Raw genomic sequence first — 16,472 nt, forward strand, 5'->3', positions numbered from 1 at the left:
TGCCTCCCTTACCTGAGGATGCGCTTTTCCCGTGCTGCTTTCAGCCACAGGGGGAATTCGGCCAGCATGCGGCGGTAGAGTTCCGCGTCACTGATCTCCGAAAGGTCATCCACCGCGAAGAAATTCGCGTTGTCCACCTCCCGCCCCTCCAGAGCGTCCAGTTTCTCCAGCACCCCGTAATTCCTGCCACCCAGACCAATGAACTGCCAGAAAATCGGGAAGTGCGCCGCCTCGGTGATCACCTGTTTGATGGCTCCGGTCTGGCTGACCCCACCATCGGAAATGAACAAAATCACCACCGGGTCATTGCTGTTCTTGTGCCGCTCCAGCAATGACCGCATCACCGGGGGTTCATTGTTCGCCCCGCCCAATCCCAACAGAAACCGCCCGGATTCCGTCAGCACCGTCCGGGCCACGTACCCCTCCAGGTTCTGCAGGGTCACGTCCTCGGTGTGGTGGTGCTCACTGGCATAAAACCAGCTCTCCAGTTTCCCGTCATCGTCGAGCCGCATGGCCAGCACCGCAATGCGGTCCACCACCTGCTGCACCGTGCCACTGCGGTAGGCGTTCTTCATGCTGCCCGTCGCGTCCATCACCAGCACCACTGCCGCTTTCTCGTCTGCAACGCCGTGCTTCTCCAGGGTCAAATTGACGGTCTTCACCAGGTTGATCAGCTTCTCACTGGACGGGTGGGCCTGCACCCGCTTCTCCAAATCCAGCCCTTTGCTGAGCTTCGGGGTTTCGGAGCAGTGGGGGTTTCCTCCACCCCGCCGTAATGCCGGAGCAGCTGGGAGAGGCCCCCAGAGAACCCCTGACCCACCGCCCCGATGCGCCACTGGTCCTTGAAGTAGACTTCCAGGAAGATCAGGGCTTTCTCCTTGAGGAACTCTGCACTGATGACCTGGAACATCATCACCTCCCGGTCCCCAGCAAAAAGGGTGATTTGCCCTTCTGGTAGGTCCCGCAGGGTGCCGTTCCCATCGATGCTCACCGTGAACACCAGTTTGCGCACCGAAGCAGGCAAAAGAGCAAGGTTCACCTGGAAGCGCTGCAGTTCCCCCGGCTGACCCGGAAGCAACCTCAGGGCACCCCGTGGGCTTTCTGGCTGGTTGAAGAAACAGAAGAAACGGTCATCGGAGAGCTGGTCCTGATGGTCCACCCCGAACAGGGTGGCGTCCAGGGTCAGGTTCTGGGGGTTCTTGAAGCGCACCGCCACCGTGAACTCCGGCAGCGGCGTCACGGAGATCAGAGGGCTTTTCTGGCCTTTGCTGAACATCAACATTCAAAAAACCTCAGGGCTTCACCGGCACCGAGAACGAAAAAGGCCTCAGGGAATACACGCCCAGCACCTTGCCGTCCGGGAGGCTGGTGCGGTAAAACGCCCCGGTGAGGGTGTAGGTGCCGTCCGGCAGATGCCCGGTGGCCTGGAACACCGGGAAGACTTCTGTCCCTGCTGGATTCTTGCCATCCGCTTTCACATGCAGCATTTGCAGGGAGCACAGGGTCTCCCCGATCTTGCCGTATTTCCTCAGGGGGAATTCCACCCCATCCTGGTTTTTCAGGCGGTACCGGAAGTCACACTGGCCCAGCTGGAAATCCAGCGGCATGTCCGGCAAGGGGTGGAGTCTGAGGGACAGAATCAATGTTGGGCCGAAACCCTCATCTGGGATGACGGAGCGTTGCAGCAAGCTCACCTCAGGGATGGCCTGTTGTGCAGGCTTTTCCTGGGCGAGGGCAAAAGGAAAAAGCGTCAATGCCAGTGCAAGAAACAAGCGTCGCATGCCTGCATTGTAAGCCTGATTCAGTCCCATTGCTGCCCGGTGAGGGTGAGGGGATCCCGGCTGATTTCCGGGCAGGACACTTTCACCCGTCCTGCTTCGAAGCCCAGCACCTTGCAGTTGAACCTGGCCAGCACTTCGGGGCTCAGGTAAGCCTGATCTTTGTACCGGATGTAATCGCTTGGTGCGGTTTCGCTGTACTTCAGGGTTTCATCGTGGGTTTTGAAGCGCACCGTGACCTGATCGTCGAAAATGGTGATGTACTCCATCTGGGGGTCCACTTTGTTCATTGCCACCACCAGATCCGACAGCAGGGTGTACGGCACTCCACTTTGCACGTTGGCGGGTCTGGGACCGGTGGGTTTGTGGTCCTCGGTGAGCTTGTTGGCCCCTTCCAGCACATCGAAACTTTCGATGCCGCGCCCCCTGGACATCAGCACGGTGAGTTTCGCTGTGCGCTTCAGGTTCTCTTTCAGGGAAGGCATCTTGCTGGGGTTGAAATAATAGATGTTGTCCCCACTCCAGGTGCAAGGGGTTTTGCTGCAATTGACCTTGAAGTCCTCCCCCTCCTGGGTTTGGGTGGGCTGGTAGCGGGCGATTTCCTTTCCGGCAGCGTCTTTCAGGACCAGCACGGTGTTGTAATCTCTGGCCACGGTGGGACTGGACGCCACCGCATACATGTAAACCAGCACCGAAGCCGGAGCGCTGCTCAGGGCTGACAGGCTGGGTTTGTTGTCCAGCTTCTTGCCGGAGGAGAAACAGATGTTGTAGATGCCGCCCAGGCCGTTTTGCAGGGAGCTGGGGATCACATCGTAAATGTCGAAGCCCTCAGGATTCGGGTTCTTCAGGTCAAAGACGTACTTCGTGTAATGCCGGACGGTGCCGGAGGTTTCCCCGATGGGGAGGGAGCCGTCCGCATAGCCTTCGGTGCAGGCGGCATCGATGCTTGCTGTGGCGGGGTAGAACATTTCGGTGTAGAACCCCTGGGCCAGGGCGGGGCTGAGGGTCATCAGGGCGAAAAGCAAACGTTTTTTCATGGGACTCCTGACATCAGGGTAACTGGAATGGGGAGTGCAGAACCATCAGGGCTTCCCCTCGCTCGGGTGTCCCAGGGTGTACAGGCCTGCCTGAATGACTTCAGTCAAAGCAAACACCTGATCCTCCTGCTGCTCCAGATGGGTCCTGAGGCTCTGCTGCACGTCTTCAGGGAGGTGGTTCAGGTTCACGGGGAACTTCAGCCACAGGGCTTCATCGTGCTGGCACCTCTGTTGGAAAGCACGCACCAGACCCTTCAGGGTGACGTGCTCAGGATTCCGGGCGAGGCGACCCACCGCCCAGATCACCCGGGATTTCAATTCCGGCAGGCCCTGTTGCAAGGCGTCTTCAACGTCCTGCAGGTATGTGTCCAGAGTCTTTCTCGGGTGCGTCCCCTGGGTGGCCCTGGGTTTGCCGTGGCGTTTCAGGAAGCGGAGGATCTCTCGGGTGAGGGCATGGGTCTGTTCGGAGTGCTGCATGGGTTCAAACTCACTTCAGCGTAACCGGTGCCCGCGACAGGATTCGACAGACGACCTGTCTGAACTGGAAGTGGGGTGTTCCCTGGTGACCTGCGGTATGGTTGCACCAGAGGTGTGCCACCCAGACTGCTGGAGACCCGCCCCTCTGCTGGATCCCATGAATGCTCGTTGCCGTTCCCGACTTGAAAACCGCCCGAAAGGAGCCAGGCACATGAACAAGACAAGACATTTGATTGCCCTCAATGAAAGCACACAGATCAGGCAGAAAGAAGACCCACCCCGTGTGAGCCCCCAGACCTTCGAGGTGCACGGGTGATCGGCTGGTGGATTGTGGTGTCCATGCAGACCCCGGAGGAACGGGACCTCACCGACCTGGAAGGGCGCAAAAGGGCCATCCTCGCCCAGTGGGAAACTGGAGTGGAAGGGGTCCGCTGGCTGGATGACCTGACCGATGCAGGGAAAGCCACCAGACTCTCCGGAGGGGGATACCCGAACCGTTACCTTGCACTGGCCGGTGATGTGCTGCCCCTCTTGCAGGGGGAAACCACCTCGCTTCCCAGGGAGGGAGTGTGGGTGTTCGGCATCGATGAGGGCGAGGAGTACGCCCTGCCCCCAGGCTGGAGGGGTAAAGTCGAAATGAATGCCGATCTGATCCGAACGTGCCCGGCCAGTCACCTGCTGACCATTGACTGCTGGGATCAATCGTGATTGCCCCAAAACCGTGAGGGGCGGTTGGGGAACATGCTGGGCTGGAGGGATTGAACTCCGTGCAAACATCGGCAACTTTCCAGAGGGTTGGCCGTACCTGAATGCAGGAGTCACGACACGCATGATGAACAAATCGCAGAAGCAAATGGAATTGATCTTTGCAGGGCTGTTTTCCCTGATGGCCCTGACTGGCCTTGCGTTTGGGATCCTGCAAGTGTGGGACATTTCCGTGCTGCAGCCCGACCGCACCCTCACCTTCTTTGAGCTGTTCTCCACGGTCACACACCTGATGTGGTGGCCCCTGGTGTCCCTGCTGCTTCTGCTGGCCCCCAGGCTGCAGAAGAACACAGAGAGGGCCCAGTGAGGAGGAAGAGGTCATTCCCCTGGCCGGAGAAAAACTCCCGTTAGCAGTCCCAATTAAGGCTTACTTCGATTGACCCAGAAGCTCTATGTGTCCCAGACGATGTTAAAGCGTTCCAAAATCAGAGGGTTCAAATGGGACAGATCCTGACTTTCAGTGACACTGAATAATCCTTCACGTCTGACACGCTGAGTTTTTCTTAACGGGAAAAAATTTCCGTCCAGGGGAACGACCTCTTTATTGGTCTTTTGGCCACTGAAAGGACACTTCATGAACAAGATGCAAAACCCCAAGCCTGGAAGCATCATTTACGAGGACTGGAAATTGCACCTCCAAACACCGGATCAGAAAGAGACTGGTTTGAGGTCATATTTTTACTCTGACAGTGCCTTTCAGCCAGCAGAGGTGCAATACGGCCCATACCGGGTCACCTTTCCAGCCAACTCCGGACTTCCAGCTGAACCCCAACGGGTCGGTGTTTTCACTGCGGACAGTCACCTGGAGTTGAACGGTTTGACTTCTATGGAGCCAGATGCAACCGGCTACCATGGCGGAATGATGTTCGATGAGGTTGCCGCACTGCTCAGCCTGGAACTGGGGGTGCGGCTCCACGCCGGTGGTCTACAACTGGAACTGTCTGGAGAAGGTGAAGCGCCAAGGTACCAAGAACCTGAACCCGAAGAAACCCCGCACTTCATTTCGAAGGGAAGAAACCGGGTGGTTCCCAATCTGGTGCGTGATGATGTGGATGTGCATCAGGCCACCAGACTGAAACGACTGATGGACTTGAAACCCAAAGAATCCAGGATGGTGGTGTTGGCTGCAAGAGCATACCAGAAAGGAGCCTGGATTGCAGAGTCGGCCCCAGACCTGGCTTTACTTTATTTCGTGACCGCTGTGGAGCTGGCCGCCAAGGCCCACTTCAAGAAGCTGGCAGGTGGTCCTGTTGAACGGTTTCAGGAGTTGCACCCAAAGCTCAGTGCGGATCTGCTCAAACTGTGCAAGACAGATGAAACCCTTTCAGAAGAGGATGCAGCACAGGGGAAACTGGTGCTGGAAGAAGTGGCAACAAAGTTTGAAGACCTCACGGAATCCACCATACAATTCAAAGATTTCTTGATGGCCTTCTTGCCTGAGCCACCACAAAAAAAGCCCAGCAAGGAGTACAGTTTGCCCTGGACAGATGAAGATGCCATGCGTGAGGTGTTTCAGACGGTATACAGGGTGAGGTCCAAGGCACTTCATGCAGCGAACCCCATCCCCTGGCCCATGCACAAGAGATTGTGGGACCGAGGATATGGCCCAGGCTGGGAAGAAACATCAGGGCCGGAGGGAGCCACGGCACAGGGCTTTGGTGCCGTTTGGACGGGCGCCATGGCTCCAATCAACCTTAATGCATTTGAGTACATTGCTCGCTCTGCCCTGTTGGCCTGGTGGGACACGTTGCTGCTGAAGCCCAATAAGGGCAAGAATGGCAAAAAGAAATAGCCCAGGCCTCATTGTTGGAGGCCAGGGAGGTGCATGGCGTGATTGCAAGGATTTCTGATTCATGATGACGCCATGCGTTGGTCTGGGTTCGAAATGAGCCTGAGAAGCATGTCACCCTGAGGAGGCATGCTTCTTGTTTCTTTGGAACTGAGTTCCTGGTCTGAGGATCTGACTTTTCAGGCTGGAGGGGTGCGGTGTTGCGTCTCGCGGTTCGCCTCACATCAGGTCCTTTCGGGGCTGTAGGGGTTGAGACTTAAACCCAGGCTGGAACTCAGCTGGGGGTTGACGCAGGCTTCAGGCAGAAAGAGAAGGTCACGATCCATTTTAGGGTTTGAATGGAATTCAGGGCGTTCTTTACTCATTATACTCATAATCAATAATTCTATTATGAGAATTATCAGAGCTGGCACACCAGGAGGCAGTATGCCCACACAGACCGAAAACCGACTGAATGAACTGGCCATCAGTATGCACCACAACCCCGGCGTGTACGCTGTGCTCCTCGGGGCAGGAATCAGCGTGACCGCCAGGGTGCCGAGCGCCTGGGATATTGTGCGTGACCAGATCCGCAAAAAGGCCCACCTTGAAAACGTAAACCCCATCCCAGAAGGGAATGCACTGGACCAATGGTACCGGGACACCTACGGTGTGGAAGCCGACTACAGCACCATCATTGAGGAAGCCGAACCCACAATTGCAGGCCAACGGGCGCTGCTGCAACGCTACTTTGAACCCACCGAAGAAGACCGGGAACAGGGCCACAAGCAACCCACCGATGCTCACCATGCCATCGCCCGACTCGCCAAAGAGGGCTTCATTCGCATCATCATCACCACCAATTTCGACCACCTGATGGAACAGGCCTTGGAAGGCGCTGGCGTGCAGTTCTTTCCCATCACCAGCACCGAAGAAATCCCAGCGGCAGAACCTTACGCCCATGGAGGAGTGTTTTTGATCAAAGTGCACGGGGATTACCGCAAAGCCAACGTTCGCAACAGCAACGAAGACCTCAGAGTCTACCCGCAAACCATGAAAGAGCTGCTGTGCCGCATCTTCGATGAATTCGGTTTGATCACCTGTGGGTGGAGTGGCACCTGGGACCACGCCCTGAGGGAGTGCATAGAACACTCCCCCAACCGTCGTTACATGCTGTACTGGTCGTCGTACAGCCAGCCCAGCCCTGTGGCCCAGACTCTCCTCCAGAACCGCAGGGGTCGCTTGATTGAGGGCATGGGAGCAGATCCTTTTTTCTCCCAGCTGGAAAGCAAAGTGCTCGGCCTCAAGACCGCCCAGTGGACCCCACCCCAGACCCTGGACCTGCTGGAAGCCGAAGTAAAACTGTGCCTGTCCAACTTGGATCGCTACCGCATCCGGCTGCAGGACCTTCTGGAATCAGAGGCAGACCAATACAACAAACTGCGCCTCAATTTTGATGGTTGGACCAGTGGAGGCAACCTGGACATTCGAAGGAACCAGTTGTATCAGATTGTTCAGTTTTCAGCCCGTGTTCAGTGCATTCAGGCCACCCTGCTCAAGTACGATCAGGATCAAGTTCTGCTGGATCTCTGGGAGCGGGTATTTTTGCGACGCATCCACATTGACCCGACCCCACGGACCGATCATTGGCCTGATGCCAAAAAACTCATGCGCATTTCCATGGCCATTTTCACGCTGCATTTCTTTTCCACAGCCCTGCAACACGAACAGTGGAACTACATTCAGCGCTTTATGGGATGGAGCTACGTGAACTCCAACAACCGACCTGTGACCATCTTTGAACTGATTCGCTTTTCCAGTGAACCTAAAGACCTGGTGAACCATCTTCTCGGGAGAGATTACACCCTGCCAGTTCAACACTTCACCATGGAACAATTGATCGGGACTTTCGACCGCAACTGGACAGTGCAAGACGATCCGAAGATGTTCTTCTTTCAAATTGCTGAAATGGTCATGAACATGGTCGCCCTCACCAAAGAAAACCGCTTTGGAAGGGGACTGTACCTGCTGAGTGACTACAATCGCAATACGACAGTTGTTCCGTACCATTTGTGGTTCACAGAACACGAAGGTCAATTGCGGGTTTTACTGGGAGAGAACTTTTCGGCCATTGTGACCAGATTTGAGCAACTTTCCCAAGAGTATGCCAACAATCTAGGCTGGGGTGAAGGCGGACCTTTCGAAGGCATTGCCACCTTGTTTCCATCCACTGCAACCTGACATCAGGGGTTCACCGCTCACAATACACAACAGAATCAGCCCTCAATCTCGAAACCGTTCTGGCAAGACCTGTCTACAATGGTGTATGACCGAGAACCGTGAGGAAGTGAATGTGATTCCCCTCTCCCAGATGGGCATGATCCAGGCCATGCTCACCGAGGAACTGGCAGGCACCCGAGAGCAGCTGGGGACCCTCACCGAAGCCCTGGACAGACCTCATGTGCTCAACGATGAAATCATCGCTCGGGTGAAGAAGGTCTACACCGACCAGCAAGGCATGCTTTACGCCTACGAAATCACCCTGGAACGCTGGAAGGCATTGACCCTCACCCCGGCCCAACTGCAGCGGGTGCAGACCATGGAAGGGCAACTGAAAGACCTCACCGCAGTCACAGCTCAGGTGCTGGAACTGGCCGACAAACTGTCTGAAGGCACCATCAACAAGGTGCTGGGCATGAGTGACCTGGAAGTGGCCCTGCTGTACCTCAGCCAACAGAAAAAGCGATGAACGCCCTTAAGGGCCGAGTCCTGACCTCTTCATGGCCTGAAGTAGTGAAGGGGCAGCAGCCCATCTGGCCAAGGGTGGGCCTGTTTCATGCCATTGCTTGAGTCCAGCATTCAGACCCAACAGCTTCTTTGGGTTTCCTGAGGGTGTCAAATCGATGGTGTGTCCGGCTCCCTGCCTGAGGCATGGAAGCCACCGTCAACGTTGAGTTGCTGTGGGTTCCACCAGGGTCAGGTGCACCACCAGCAACGTCTGCTGGGCCAGATGCACCTGATCAGGGCCAACCCAGCCCCGCAGGTGGTTCCGTGCGGTCTGGAGTTGCGCATCGACTTCATTTTTGCGGAAGTGGAACTGCAGCACCGACCAGCTTTCCCACGGCCTGGGGGGTGGGCCTTTCTGGAGGGAAGTCAGCAACTGGTGGCTGTGTTCCAGCCTGCGGTGCACTTCCTGCAAGGACAGGGCGGAGTCGTTGGTGGCCAGGAGTTTCAGGACGCAATCCAGGTGATGCCGGACCAGAAAGAGCTTCAGCACCCCACCAGTGTACGGGGATCCAGCAAAACACGCTGAGGTCGGTGCAAAACCAGACGGGGTGCAACCCTCTGGTCAGGAAACCTCCAGCGGTGAGGGGCAGGGAGCGAAAAGGACACCACAAAAGTGATGTCCGGATGCATCCATGGAAGCAAACAGTTTTCCTGCGGGGACAGGTGGCATGGATGGTGCCCTCACAGTAGCAAAGACACAAAGCCAGTGGATAAGAATGGTAACGAAAAGCTTGGTGACTGGTGCTCTGCACCCCATCCCGGTTTTCTTGCCCTACAGCCCGCGTCATCCCCTCAGGGAAAAGCCTGAGCTGCAGAACCCCTTGGTTGTTTTATCATCCTCTTCAAAGCCTCAGACCCTCCCCATCTCTGTCAATCAGCTGAAAGCAGGTTTTGCATGCCACGAATCCCCCTGAAAGCCACCCTGACCGTCTCCAGTCTTCTGGCCTGTGCCCTCTCGGCTTGCGGTTCGCAGGGGGTCTCTTCAACCCTGCAGGACGTGCAGCTCTTCGAGGTGCGGTTCACGGTGAAAGGGGAACAGGTCAATGCAGCAGCCATTCCCCTGCAGATGGAGTCCAGCCCGGTGCAACCCGAGCCTGTGATCCAGTGGACATCACTGAACGGTTCGGGCTTCAAGGACGCCAGCAACGTGCTGCATGTGTCCGGCACCTTCACCCTGAAGAATGCCTCTGGACGGGCTTTCAAGAACCTCTGGGTGGTCCCCATCAACCTGGACGACTTGGATCAGGATCTGAACAACAACGCCACCTTCCCGACCATTGGCCCGACCCCTTACCGGGTGCCGAGGTATTTTGATGGCACGGACGCTTCTGAGGAAGCCTACACCCTCACCCCACAAAGGGGAAAACTCCGGGATGGCACCGGGAGTGTGGTGGAAGATCCCCAGAGCACCCCGTTTGATTCCCTGTTCTCCACGCAGGTGAAGTTCATCGCCCCTGCAGGCCTGAAAGCAAACGTGTACGGGAACCACGGCTGGACCCTCGGCCCTCTGGGTGCAGCGGGTGAAATGACCGTGACCCTGGGCACCCGCAGGAACCTGCCCACGAGTCCCAAACAGAACATCGAGGGCTTCACCCTGATGGTGGGGATCATAGAGGACCGTCGCTGAACCTGTGTGACCCTGAGGCAGGCTGACCCACGACCACCAGCCTTTTATTTTGGATGCTTTGCGGCAGAGCGGGTGGTGAACCTGAGGCCACGCAAGGAAGGGCAATTCACTCCGGGAAAGCCCCATGCCAGACGGCAAGACCTTCCAGTACAATGAAAAAATGGCGAGAAACACCATTCTGCACACCATTGAAATCGAATCCCAGGCCTCTGCGATCCCCCGGTGGTCCGATCAGCTCCAGCGCTTTCACACGGACGCTCAGCGGGCACCGCACCACCGGATCATCAACCTGGCGGTGTTCCGTCCTGAACAGCAGCAGTTCATCCGTGACCTCACCGGCGGAGAGGCCCGCTGTACCCTGATGCTGGAAGGCCGACCCCATTACGCCCCGGAATTGCATCCCGCTGACACCGTGCGCTGGATGCGTTTCTTTGAGGATTACGCGGACCGCAAAGCCGCGTGGTTGCAAGCCCAGCAGGCCCTCCGGGACCGCATTGATGGACTTGTGACCCTCAGTGATGAGGAACTGCTGCCCCACCATGAATTCATTCACCCTTCTCTCGGCAGAACCCTGGAGGAAGCATATCAGGCCAAAGGCAGGGGTGTGGTGGAGCGCTTCCGGAAGTTCCTCCTCACTCAGGCAGAAAAAATCAGCGTGCAGAACCGCAAGTGGGCACTGCAGCACGGATCCCCCGAATTGCAGGCCGCAGTGAAGCAACTGCCTGAAGACGCCCTCTTGTTCGACTTCTGGGTGCATTTCTGGAAGGCGCACGTCCTGCTGATGGATGATCCCCGCATGGCGCACTGGGAGGTGGTGGACACCTTCCTGTACGAATTTGTGCACAAAACCTTCCCGGGGGCCTTCCTGTCTTACGGTGCCCTGGACACCCAGCCCATCACGGGTGCCCCCGATGAGCTGCAGGAGCAGGCCGGAATTCTGGGCGGCACCCTGGCCCGGCATGAGGACCACGAGATGTACTTCCCGGAGCACCTGGCCAGCGAAGAAGCCGCGTTCCAGCCTTCCGGTCTGGTGGTGCAGGTGCCGTGGGGATACCGGTGGCTGGTGTACCCCGTGCAAGTGCAATCCAGCCTGCGCTGAGGGAGAGGCTTCAGGCCTTCGGTGTTGCTGGGATGGCCCACCCAGAACAGCGGAGGCTTCACTTTGCATCCGAGGGATGGGTTTCTTGTTGAACAAGTCCTGGGAGCTGGCTGTGCACCCTTTTGACCTTCTCCTCCTTCCGGTTGAGGGGGTAAGGGTATGCAGTCTTCCTGAAGTACACTTGGGCCATGACCCAAGGCCCTTCCCTGGACCAGCTGCCCGTGCTCCTCAAAGACCTGCAAAGCCGGGTCCAGCACGGGAACCGGTTGCACCACAAGTTCCTCTACCAGTCCAGCCGCCCTCAAAATGCCCTGGAACGCCGCATGTTGCAAGAGACCATCAACAAACTCCGGCAGGACATCCACGACAACCGGGAGATCCACCACACCCTGAATGTGTGGGAAGGTCAGGCCCAGACGGTCCGGCAACTCCAGGAGATCCGCACGTTCAGAGGGACACTGAACGCCCATGAGGCGGTGCAAGAAGCGGTGCTGCTGGCCGCTGAACGGCTGCTGGAACACCCCCGGCCCCTGACTGGAAAGTTCGGTGAGCGCAGCGTGCTGCATTTGCCTTTGATCGAAGCCGTGGTGCGGGACCACCAACAGGGCACCGAAGAGGTGCTGGAACTCCTTGAGGAGGCCGGGGAAGTGGCCGGGCAACTGGAGCCGGACCTGCTGGCACACCTCCGGGAGGTGCAACAGCGGCAGGACCTGGACACCCAGGTGTTCTTGAAGGTGGTGGAAGGCTGGCAGCAGATCCCTGGAACCGATGAATTCCTGCCCCGTCTGCAGAAACTCCAGCAGGACCTGCAAAGCTGGAGGGTGAGCATCGTGCAGCTGGGTCAACTGTTTGAAGGCTACAAGACTTGAAGACCAGTGGAACACATCCAGCAGGCCCCATGCCGCCACAAGAACACCCGCACCTGGAGTGGTGATCACCCTCAGAAGGAAAACGATGAACCATGAAAAACGCCATGTTCTCCCACATCCTCATCGCAACCTTGACGCTCTCGACCCCTGCTCATGCGGTGGGTTTGTTTGGCCTCACCCCTGAGAAGCTCACCGAACGTTTCGGTCCAGCGAAACGCCAGTTCTTCGAGGGCATCAAAACCCACGTGGCCAGCGTGTACTGCATCAAGGGCACCTACACCCCCCTGATCTGGAGCCAGGAGGATCAGCTTTACGTCTCCGACGATCAACCCAGTCCATTGGGTGGGTACACCAATGGGTACTGTCCGGACGATGCAGGAGAGAGCCTGTTCGTGAAGTTCGAGAAGGGCATTGCCGTGGCTTTTGCTTACGGTGCTCCCCACGGCAACACCTACGACCGGGGGTGGATGCACCACCTGGACCGATTGATTTCCGAGAACAATGCCCTGGATGACACCACCACCCAGACCTTCAGGGTGGGCACCACCACCTTGAAGATGACTGTGTACCCCAAAGGGACCAAGAGCCGGTTGTTCTTTGGCACGGGTGACCTGGCGTCCCTGGTGGGCGTGTTGTGGTACGGCCCGAATGGACAGGCGAAAACCGATGAGGATGAACTGCTGGTCCGGCTGGTGGTGAATTCTGCCCGGACGGTTCCGTGAACCTGGAGGGCACCTGAACCGTCAGACGGTTTGAACAGCTGACTGAAGGGCATTTGGAGGGGCAGAGATCAGACGAGCCCCAATGGGGATGGAAAACAGCTGTTCGCACAGGTGTAGGGGTTGTCCCATTGTTAAAGGTGTTTTGGATAAACTGGAAAATTCCATGTCCAGAACGCCTGATTTTCTTTCGACTCCTTACTTGTCCCATTCTCCTCTTTTATGGAAACCTCAATTGGGACACCAAATCTCCGTTTCTAACACTGACACAAACGTATGGGATTCTGGCGGTTTGATTCTGTCACGGGTTTCACCGATCAATCTGCCGCCTCCATCATCCCCACCAGTGGACGCAGCTGCCCCTCTGGAGGAAGCAAATCCTGACGCCACACGTAATCCCCAGAAAACACAATGTGCTCAAACCTCAAAGGGGAAATGTGCGACAGGACCTCATCGTCAATTTTCTCCCCCTGACTTCGCAATTCTTTCACTGCTGCCTGCAGGTACCTCGCATTCCAGGTGCTGATCAGGGAGGTCAGGAAGTTCAGGCCCCCAGCCCGCCGTTCCTGGCTGAACAGGGAATCATCCCGCACTTCCCCACGCCCATGGCAGAACACCGCCTTTTTCAGGTCATGGAACAGTTCGCCCTTATTGAGGTTCCGCTGCACCACCCTGCGCATGGCCGGATCTGACCACCAGTCCAACATGAACCGGGTTCGATAGATCCTCCCCACCTCAATGAGGGCCGCCAGCAAACTGTTCCTGCGCCGGAAAGAAGACAGTTTGCGCAAGATCACCGAGGCCGTCACATGCCCACTCTTGATGCTGGTCACCAGGCGCAAGATGTCTTCCCAGTGTCGGGCCACCAATGAACGGTCGTATCCGCCGCCCACCACTGAGCTCAACGTGGGATATTTTTTTCTGCGGTCTGGCACAAAGATCTTCAGGTGCTTCAAATCCCGGATCCTCGGGGTAAACCGGAAGCCCAGCAGGTTCAGCAGGGCAAACACCGCTTCGGTAAAGCCATGTGTGTCCGTGGTGTGCTCGGTGATGCGTAAATCACTCTGGTGGTACAGGAGACCATCCAAGATGTGGAGGGCATCCCGTTCGTTGCTGGCAATCACCTTGGTGTAAAACGGTGAGTACTGGTCGGAGACATGAGTGTAAAACGTCACCCCGGGTTCCCGGCCATACCTGCGGTTGAAGGTTCCCGTATCCGATGCCTTCTGGGCGGCCAGAAACCGCTGGCCATCTGACGCCGAATGCTCCCCATCACCCCACAGCTGGGCAATGGGGAGTTTGGTGTGAAAGTTGACCAGTTCCGCCTGAGCCGCCCGGAACGTTTCTTCTCGCACGAAGCACTCCCGCACAAAAGCCAGGCGTTTGAAGTTCACTGGATTGGTGGCATGGGCCATTTTCCTCAGGCTCAGGTTGGTTCCCTCTGCCAGGATCACCGAGTAGAGCTCCTGCACGTCCTCGATGGTTTTCGAAAGGGCAAAATGCTGGAAGTGCTTCTGGTAGTCTGTCCAGGTGTCCACCTCCAGCATGATGTCGGTGATTTTGATGGTCGGAATCATCCCATACAGCCGTTTCCCCAGGCGTTTGGCTTTACCAGACACCGTGATGTCCCGACGATTGCGGGAGACCACCATCTTCCCAGCTTCCATCCGCACGTCCTGGAGCTCATCCTGACCCAGTTTCAGGTCCACCTCCGTAAGTTGGGTGGAGAGCCGTTTCATCTGGTTTTCCCAGTACACCGAAAAGTCCTCGGCAACCATCAAAGGGTGCTGCTTTAGGTGGATCCTCCAGGTGTCCCTCGGGAGCAGGTAATCCTCAAAATGCCGGTACTTGCGGCTCCGTTCCAGGTGGATGTCCCCCGCGTGAAGTTTGCGGGTGAGGGTGTCCAGCAGGCAGAGTTCATAATAAGCAGGGTTGACCTTACCGTCTTGCACAACAAACTTCGACCAGCGGCCAGCAACAAAATCCAGTGGGGCATCTTCTGGAACCTGCATGTCCGGGTCTTTTCCCAGTTCTTTGACCACCTCAATGGCGTCCAGAAAAGGGGTGTCTGCTGCTGTGGCACCGAAACGGAAGTGGGACAGCAGTTTCCCTGAGTACTGCTGGAAGTGCTCCAGGCGCCTTGCCATCAAAGACAGGCTGTCAAATTCCGTATGGCGGGTCAGTTCGGTCACCGCATCCACGGACTTCACATAGGTGTCCCACTCCACCACCTGATCGATGCCCTTGAACGGGTCCTCACCTTGCTTTCTGGCTTCAATCAGCACCCTGCCGACCTTCTGGTGGATGGCCAACCTATCAGCCAGACCCAGCTGGGTGTCCTGCAGGTCTTCGAGGTACTTGTTGCGGCAGTTGCGAAGCTGGGCCTGCATGATTTTGGCATGCAAATCGAACACCTGGTCGGTGATCTGCACCGTCACATCCATCAGGATCAGCAGCACGGTGGACCAGCGTTTCCTTTTTTCCATTTGCCTGAGTTGCTGGGCGTGCAGAAAACGGGATTCCCTGAACATGGCTTCCTGCCGGCTCCTGGGGATGAGTTTCAAAGCCTCCCAGGGCAACCCCATCTGCTGCAGGAAGTGCAGTTTGTCCAGCAGGCTGGTGATGCTCTTGGGGTTGGCATCCAGATGCTTTTCCCGGAACCAACCCAACAGTTGGTACTCGGTGTCATCGGAACTCTTGTGGGGCCTGAGCAGGTTTTCAATTTGCCTCTGTCCCTCCTCACCCAGGCCTACAAGGAGGAGGTCCTGGGTGTGCTTTTCAGCCCAGTCCAGGAGTTGATGGACGGTCATTTCCAGAGGGCCGATTTTGCTCCAGATGACTTTGCGATTCCGCATTTCATCGACCAGCAAGGCCATCAGGGGGAATCCAGTACAAAGCTGCAGGGCGTGGGGTTTCAGGAAAGTAGAGAAATCCCGGTAGAGTTCAAGCTGCTTGCACGAGGTAAAACCGAGCTTGCGCTTGAGGTCTTGCCGGTGCTGCTTGAGGGTGACTTGCTTGCCTGACCGGTAATCCTGGTAGAGGCTGGGAGGGAGCTGGAGTTGTGCTGCGACGTGCTGGATCACATAAGCCGGGATCTCCAGAGTCTCTGGATCCCGGACCAGGTGCTGCATGATTTTGAGGTGCACGGCATAACCGAGCCTGCTGGCATCCCCATGTTTCTCCATGACCCACTCAAGCTCTGGCTTGCTGAGGGTGTAGTGGAGGTGGAGGGTGCCTTCGTCCAGGTCAGGGAACTTCAGAAACGTTTTACGTTGTGCATGGGTCAGCATGGTACATTTTCGCAGCTGTCTTACACTTGTTCGGGGCACACCATGAGGCCTGCCAGAAACGTTCATTCTGGTAGGGCCAGTTACACAAGGTTCCTCAAAGCTGCGTGAAAAGCCCGGCTCTTGTAACACCAGTGGCCAGACCTATGAGATTGAGTTGAAACTGAAATGAAACTGTGAAACATTAAAATCGTATGAATTTTTATCTCAGGAATCGTAAACGCACCACCCTCATGGCCGACCCGGCCCGAAGAGGAGT

General features: G+C 56.8%; 16 protein-coding genes. 9 read left to right on the top strand and 7 right to left on the bottom strand.

Annotation, left to right across the window (positions count from 1 at the left end):
* Positions 1-8: 8 nt before the first annotated feature.
* From DC3_RS24990 to DC3_RS25010, 5 genes are read right to left on the bottom strand one after another with little or no spacing between them, the layout of a single operon-like run.
* Positions 9-701 (bottom strand): vWA domain-containing protein, encoded by a 693-nt coding sequence (locus tag DC3_RS24990; protein ID WP_146890052.1) that lies wholly within the window; start codon positions 699-701, stop codon positions 9-11.
* On the bottom strand, positions 671-1,282 hold the full coding sequence (locus DC3_RS24995; RefSeq protein WP_146890054.1) for a TerD family protein: 612 nt from the start codon (positions 1,280-1,282) through the stop codon (positions 671-673). The genes DC3_RS24990 and DC3_RS24995 overlap by 31 nt, the downstream gene beginning before the upstream one ends.
* A gap of 10 nt (positions 1,283-1,292) precedes the next feature.
* Positions 1,293-1,781, bottom strand: coding sequence for a hypothetical protein (locus tag DC3_RS25000; protein WP_146890057.1), 489 nt, complete (start codon positions 1,779-1,781; stop codon positions 1,293-1,295).
* A gap of 20 nt (positions 1,782-1,801) precedes the next feature.
* Positions 1,802-2,815: a hypothetical protein gene (locus tag DC3_RS25005; RefSeq protein WP_146890060.1), complete on the bottom strand. Its 1,014-nt coding sequence runs from the start codon at positions 2,813-2,815 to the stop codon at positions 1,802-1,804.
* Positions 2,816-2,860: 45 nt separating this feature from the next.
* Positions 2,861-3,292, bottom strand: coding sequence for a hypothetical protein (locus tag DC3_RS25010; protein WP_146890063.1), 432 nt, complete (start codon positions 3,290-3,292; stop codon positions 2,861-2,863).
* Between the two features lie 312 nt (positions 3,293-3,604).
* On the opposite strand from DC3_RS25010, the gene DC3_RS25015 reads away from it, so the two are divergent.
* From DC3_RS25015 to DC3_RS25035, 5 genes are all read left to right on the top strand, one after another.
* The gene (locus DC3_RS25015; RefSeq protein ID WP_146890065.1) at positions 3,605-4,000 is read left to right on the top strand and encodes a hypothetical protein; all 396 of its coding nucleotides are present in this window, start codon (positions 3,605-3,607) and stop codon (positions 3,998-4,000) included.
* A gap of 121 nt (positions 4,001-4,121) precedes the next feature.
* Positions 4,122-4,364 carry a hypothetical protein gene (locus DC3_RS25020; RefSeq protein WP_146890068.1) on the top strand — a complete coding sequence of 81 codons (243 nt, stop codon included), beginning with the start codon at positions 4,122-4,124 and terminating at the stop codon, positions 4,362-4,364.
* Positions 4,365-4,631: 267 nt separating this feature from the next.
* Positions 4,632-5,849, top strand: a complete 1,218-nt coding sequence (locus DC3_RS25025; protein WP_146890071.1) for a hypothetical protein — start codon at positions 4,632-4,634, stop codon at positions 5,847-5,849.
* A gap of 423 nt (positions 5,850-6,272) precedes the next feature.
* Positions 6,273-8,066: an SIR2 family protein gene (locus DC3_RS25030; protein ID WP_186816252.1), complete on the top strand. Its 1,794-nt coding sequence runs from the start codon at positions 6,273-6,275 to the stop codon at positions 8,064-8,066.
* Between the two features lie 85 nt (positions 8,067-8,151).
* Positions 8,152-8,574 carry a hypothetical protein gene (locus DC3_RS25035; RefSeq protein ID WP_146890078.1) on the top strand — a complete coding sequence of 141 codons (423 nt, stop codon included), beginning with the start codon at positions 8,152-8,154 and terminating at the stop codon, positions 8,572-8,574.
* A 195-nt stretch (positions 8,575-8,769) separates the two neighbouring features.
* Here the strand turns inward: DC3_RS25035 and DC3_RS25040 are convergent, their stop codons facing one another.
* The gene (locus tag DC3_RS25040; RefSeq protein ID WP_146890081.1) at positions 8,770-9,102 is read right to left on the bottom strand and encodes a hypothetical protein; all 333 of its coding nucleotides are present in this window, start codon (positions 9,100-9,102) and stop codon (positions 8,770-8,772) included.
* A gap of 405 nt (positions 9,103-9,507) precedes the next feature.
* Here DC3_RS25040 and DC3_RS25045 point away from each other — a divergent pair, with 405 nt between their 5' ends.
* The 4 genes from DC3_RS25045 to DC3_RS25060 all read left to right on the top strand — a co-directional run bounded on the left by DC3_RS25045 (position 9,508) and on the right by DC3_RS25060 (position 12,929).
* Complete coding sequence (locus DC3_RS25045) at positions 9,508-10,239, top strand: hypothetical protein (protein ID WP_146890084.1); 732 nt, start codon at positions 9,508-9,510, stop codon at positions 10,237-10,239.
* Positions 10,240-10,399: 160 nt separating this feature from the next.
* Entirely contained in the window at positions 10,400-11,338 is a 939-nt protein-coding gene (locus DC3_RS25050; RefSeq protein WP_146890087.1) for a hypothetical protein, read from the top strand.
* A gap of 188 nt (positions 11,339-11,526) precedes the next feature.
* On the top strand, positions 11,527-12,207 hold the full coding sequence (locus tag DC3_RS25055) for a hypothetical protein (protein WP_146890089.1): 681 nt from the start codon (positions 11,527-11,529) through the stop codon (positions 12,205-12,207).
* 92 nt (positions 12,208-12,299) lie between these two features.
* Complete coding sequence (locus DC3_RS25060; RefSeq protein WP_146890092.1) at positions 12,300-12,929, top strand: hypothetical protein; 630 nt, start codon at positions 12,300-12,302, stop codon at positions 12,927-12,929.
* Positions 12,930-13,243: 314 nt separating this feature from the next.
* Here the strand turns inward: DC3_RS25060 and DC3_RS25065 are convergent, their stop codons facing one another.
* Entirely contained in the window at positions 13,244-16,216 is a 2,973-nt protein-coding gene (locus DC3_RS25065) for a Tn3 family transposase (protein WP_186816253.1), read from the bottom strand.
* Between the last annotated feature and the right edge of the window lie 256 nt (positions 16,217-16,472).

It is taken from the genome of Deinococcus cellulosilyticus NBRC 106333 = KACC 11606 (genome assembly GCF_007990775.1).
GTDB classification, from domain to species: domain Bacteria; phylum Deinococcota; class Deinococci; order Deinococcales; family Deinococcaceae; genus Deinococcus_C; species Deinococcus_C cellulosilyticus.

Bases quoted from the DNA above. Each gene is read 5' to 3' on its own strand.
- DC3_RS25065 (WP_186816253.1), bottom strand. From the start codon at position 16,216: ATGCTGACCCATGCACAACGTAAAACGTTTCTGAAGTTCCCTGACCTG.
- DC3_RS25050 (WP_146890087.1), top strand. From the start codon at position 10,400: ATGGCGAGAAACACCATTCTGCACACCATTGAAATCGAATCCCAGGCC.
- DC3_RS25000 (WP_146890057.1), bottom strand. From the start codon at position 1,781: ATGCGACGCTTGTTTCTTGCACTGGCATTGACGCTTTTTCCTTTTGCC.
- DC3_RS25060 (WP_146890092.1), top strand. From the start codon at position 12,300: ATGAAAAACGCCATGTTCTCCCACATCCTCATCGCAACCTTGACGCTC.
- DC3_RS25025 (WP_146890071.1), top strand. From the start codon at position 4,632: ATGAACAAGATGCAAAACCCCAAGCCTGGAAGCATCATTTACGAGGAC.
- DC3_RS25020 (WP_146890068.1), top strand. From the start codon at position 4,122: ATGATGAACAAATCGCAGAAGCAAATGGAATTGATCTTTGCAGGGCTG.
- DC3_RS24995 (WP_146890054.1), bottom strand. From the start codon at position 1,282: ATGTTGATGTTCAGCAAAGGCCAGAAAAGCCCTCTGATCTCCGTGACG.
- DC3_RS25035 (WP_146890078.1), top strand. From the start codon at position 8,152: ATGACCGAGAACCGTGAGGAAGTGAATGTGATTCCCCTCTCCCAGATG.
- DC3_RS25010 (WP_146890063.1), bottom strand. From the start codon at position 3,292: ATGCAGCACTCCGAACAGACCCATGCCCTCACCCGAGAGATCCTCCGC.
- DC3_RS25055 (WP_146890089.1), top strand. From the start codon at position 11,527: ATGACCCAAGGCCCTTCCCTGGACCAGCTGCCCGTGCTCCTCAAAGAC.
- DC3_RS25005 (WP_146890060.1), bottom strand. From the start codon at position 2,815: ATGAAAAAACGTTTGCTTTTCGCCCTGATGACCCTCAGCCCCGCCCTG.
- DC3_RS25045 (WP_146890084.1), top strand. From the start codon at position 9,508: ATGCCACGAATCCCCCTGAAAGCCACCCTGACCGTCTCCAGTCTTCTG.
- DC3_RS25030 (WP_186816252.1), top strand. From the start codon at position 6,273: ATGCCCACACAGACCGAAAACCGACTGAATGAACTGGCCATCAGTATG.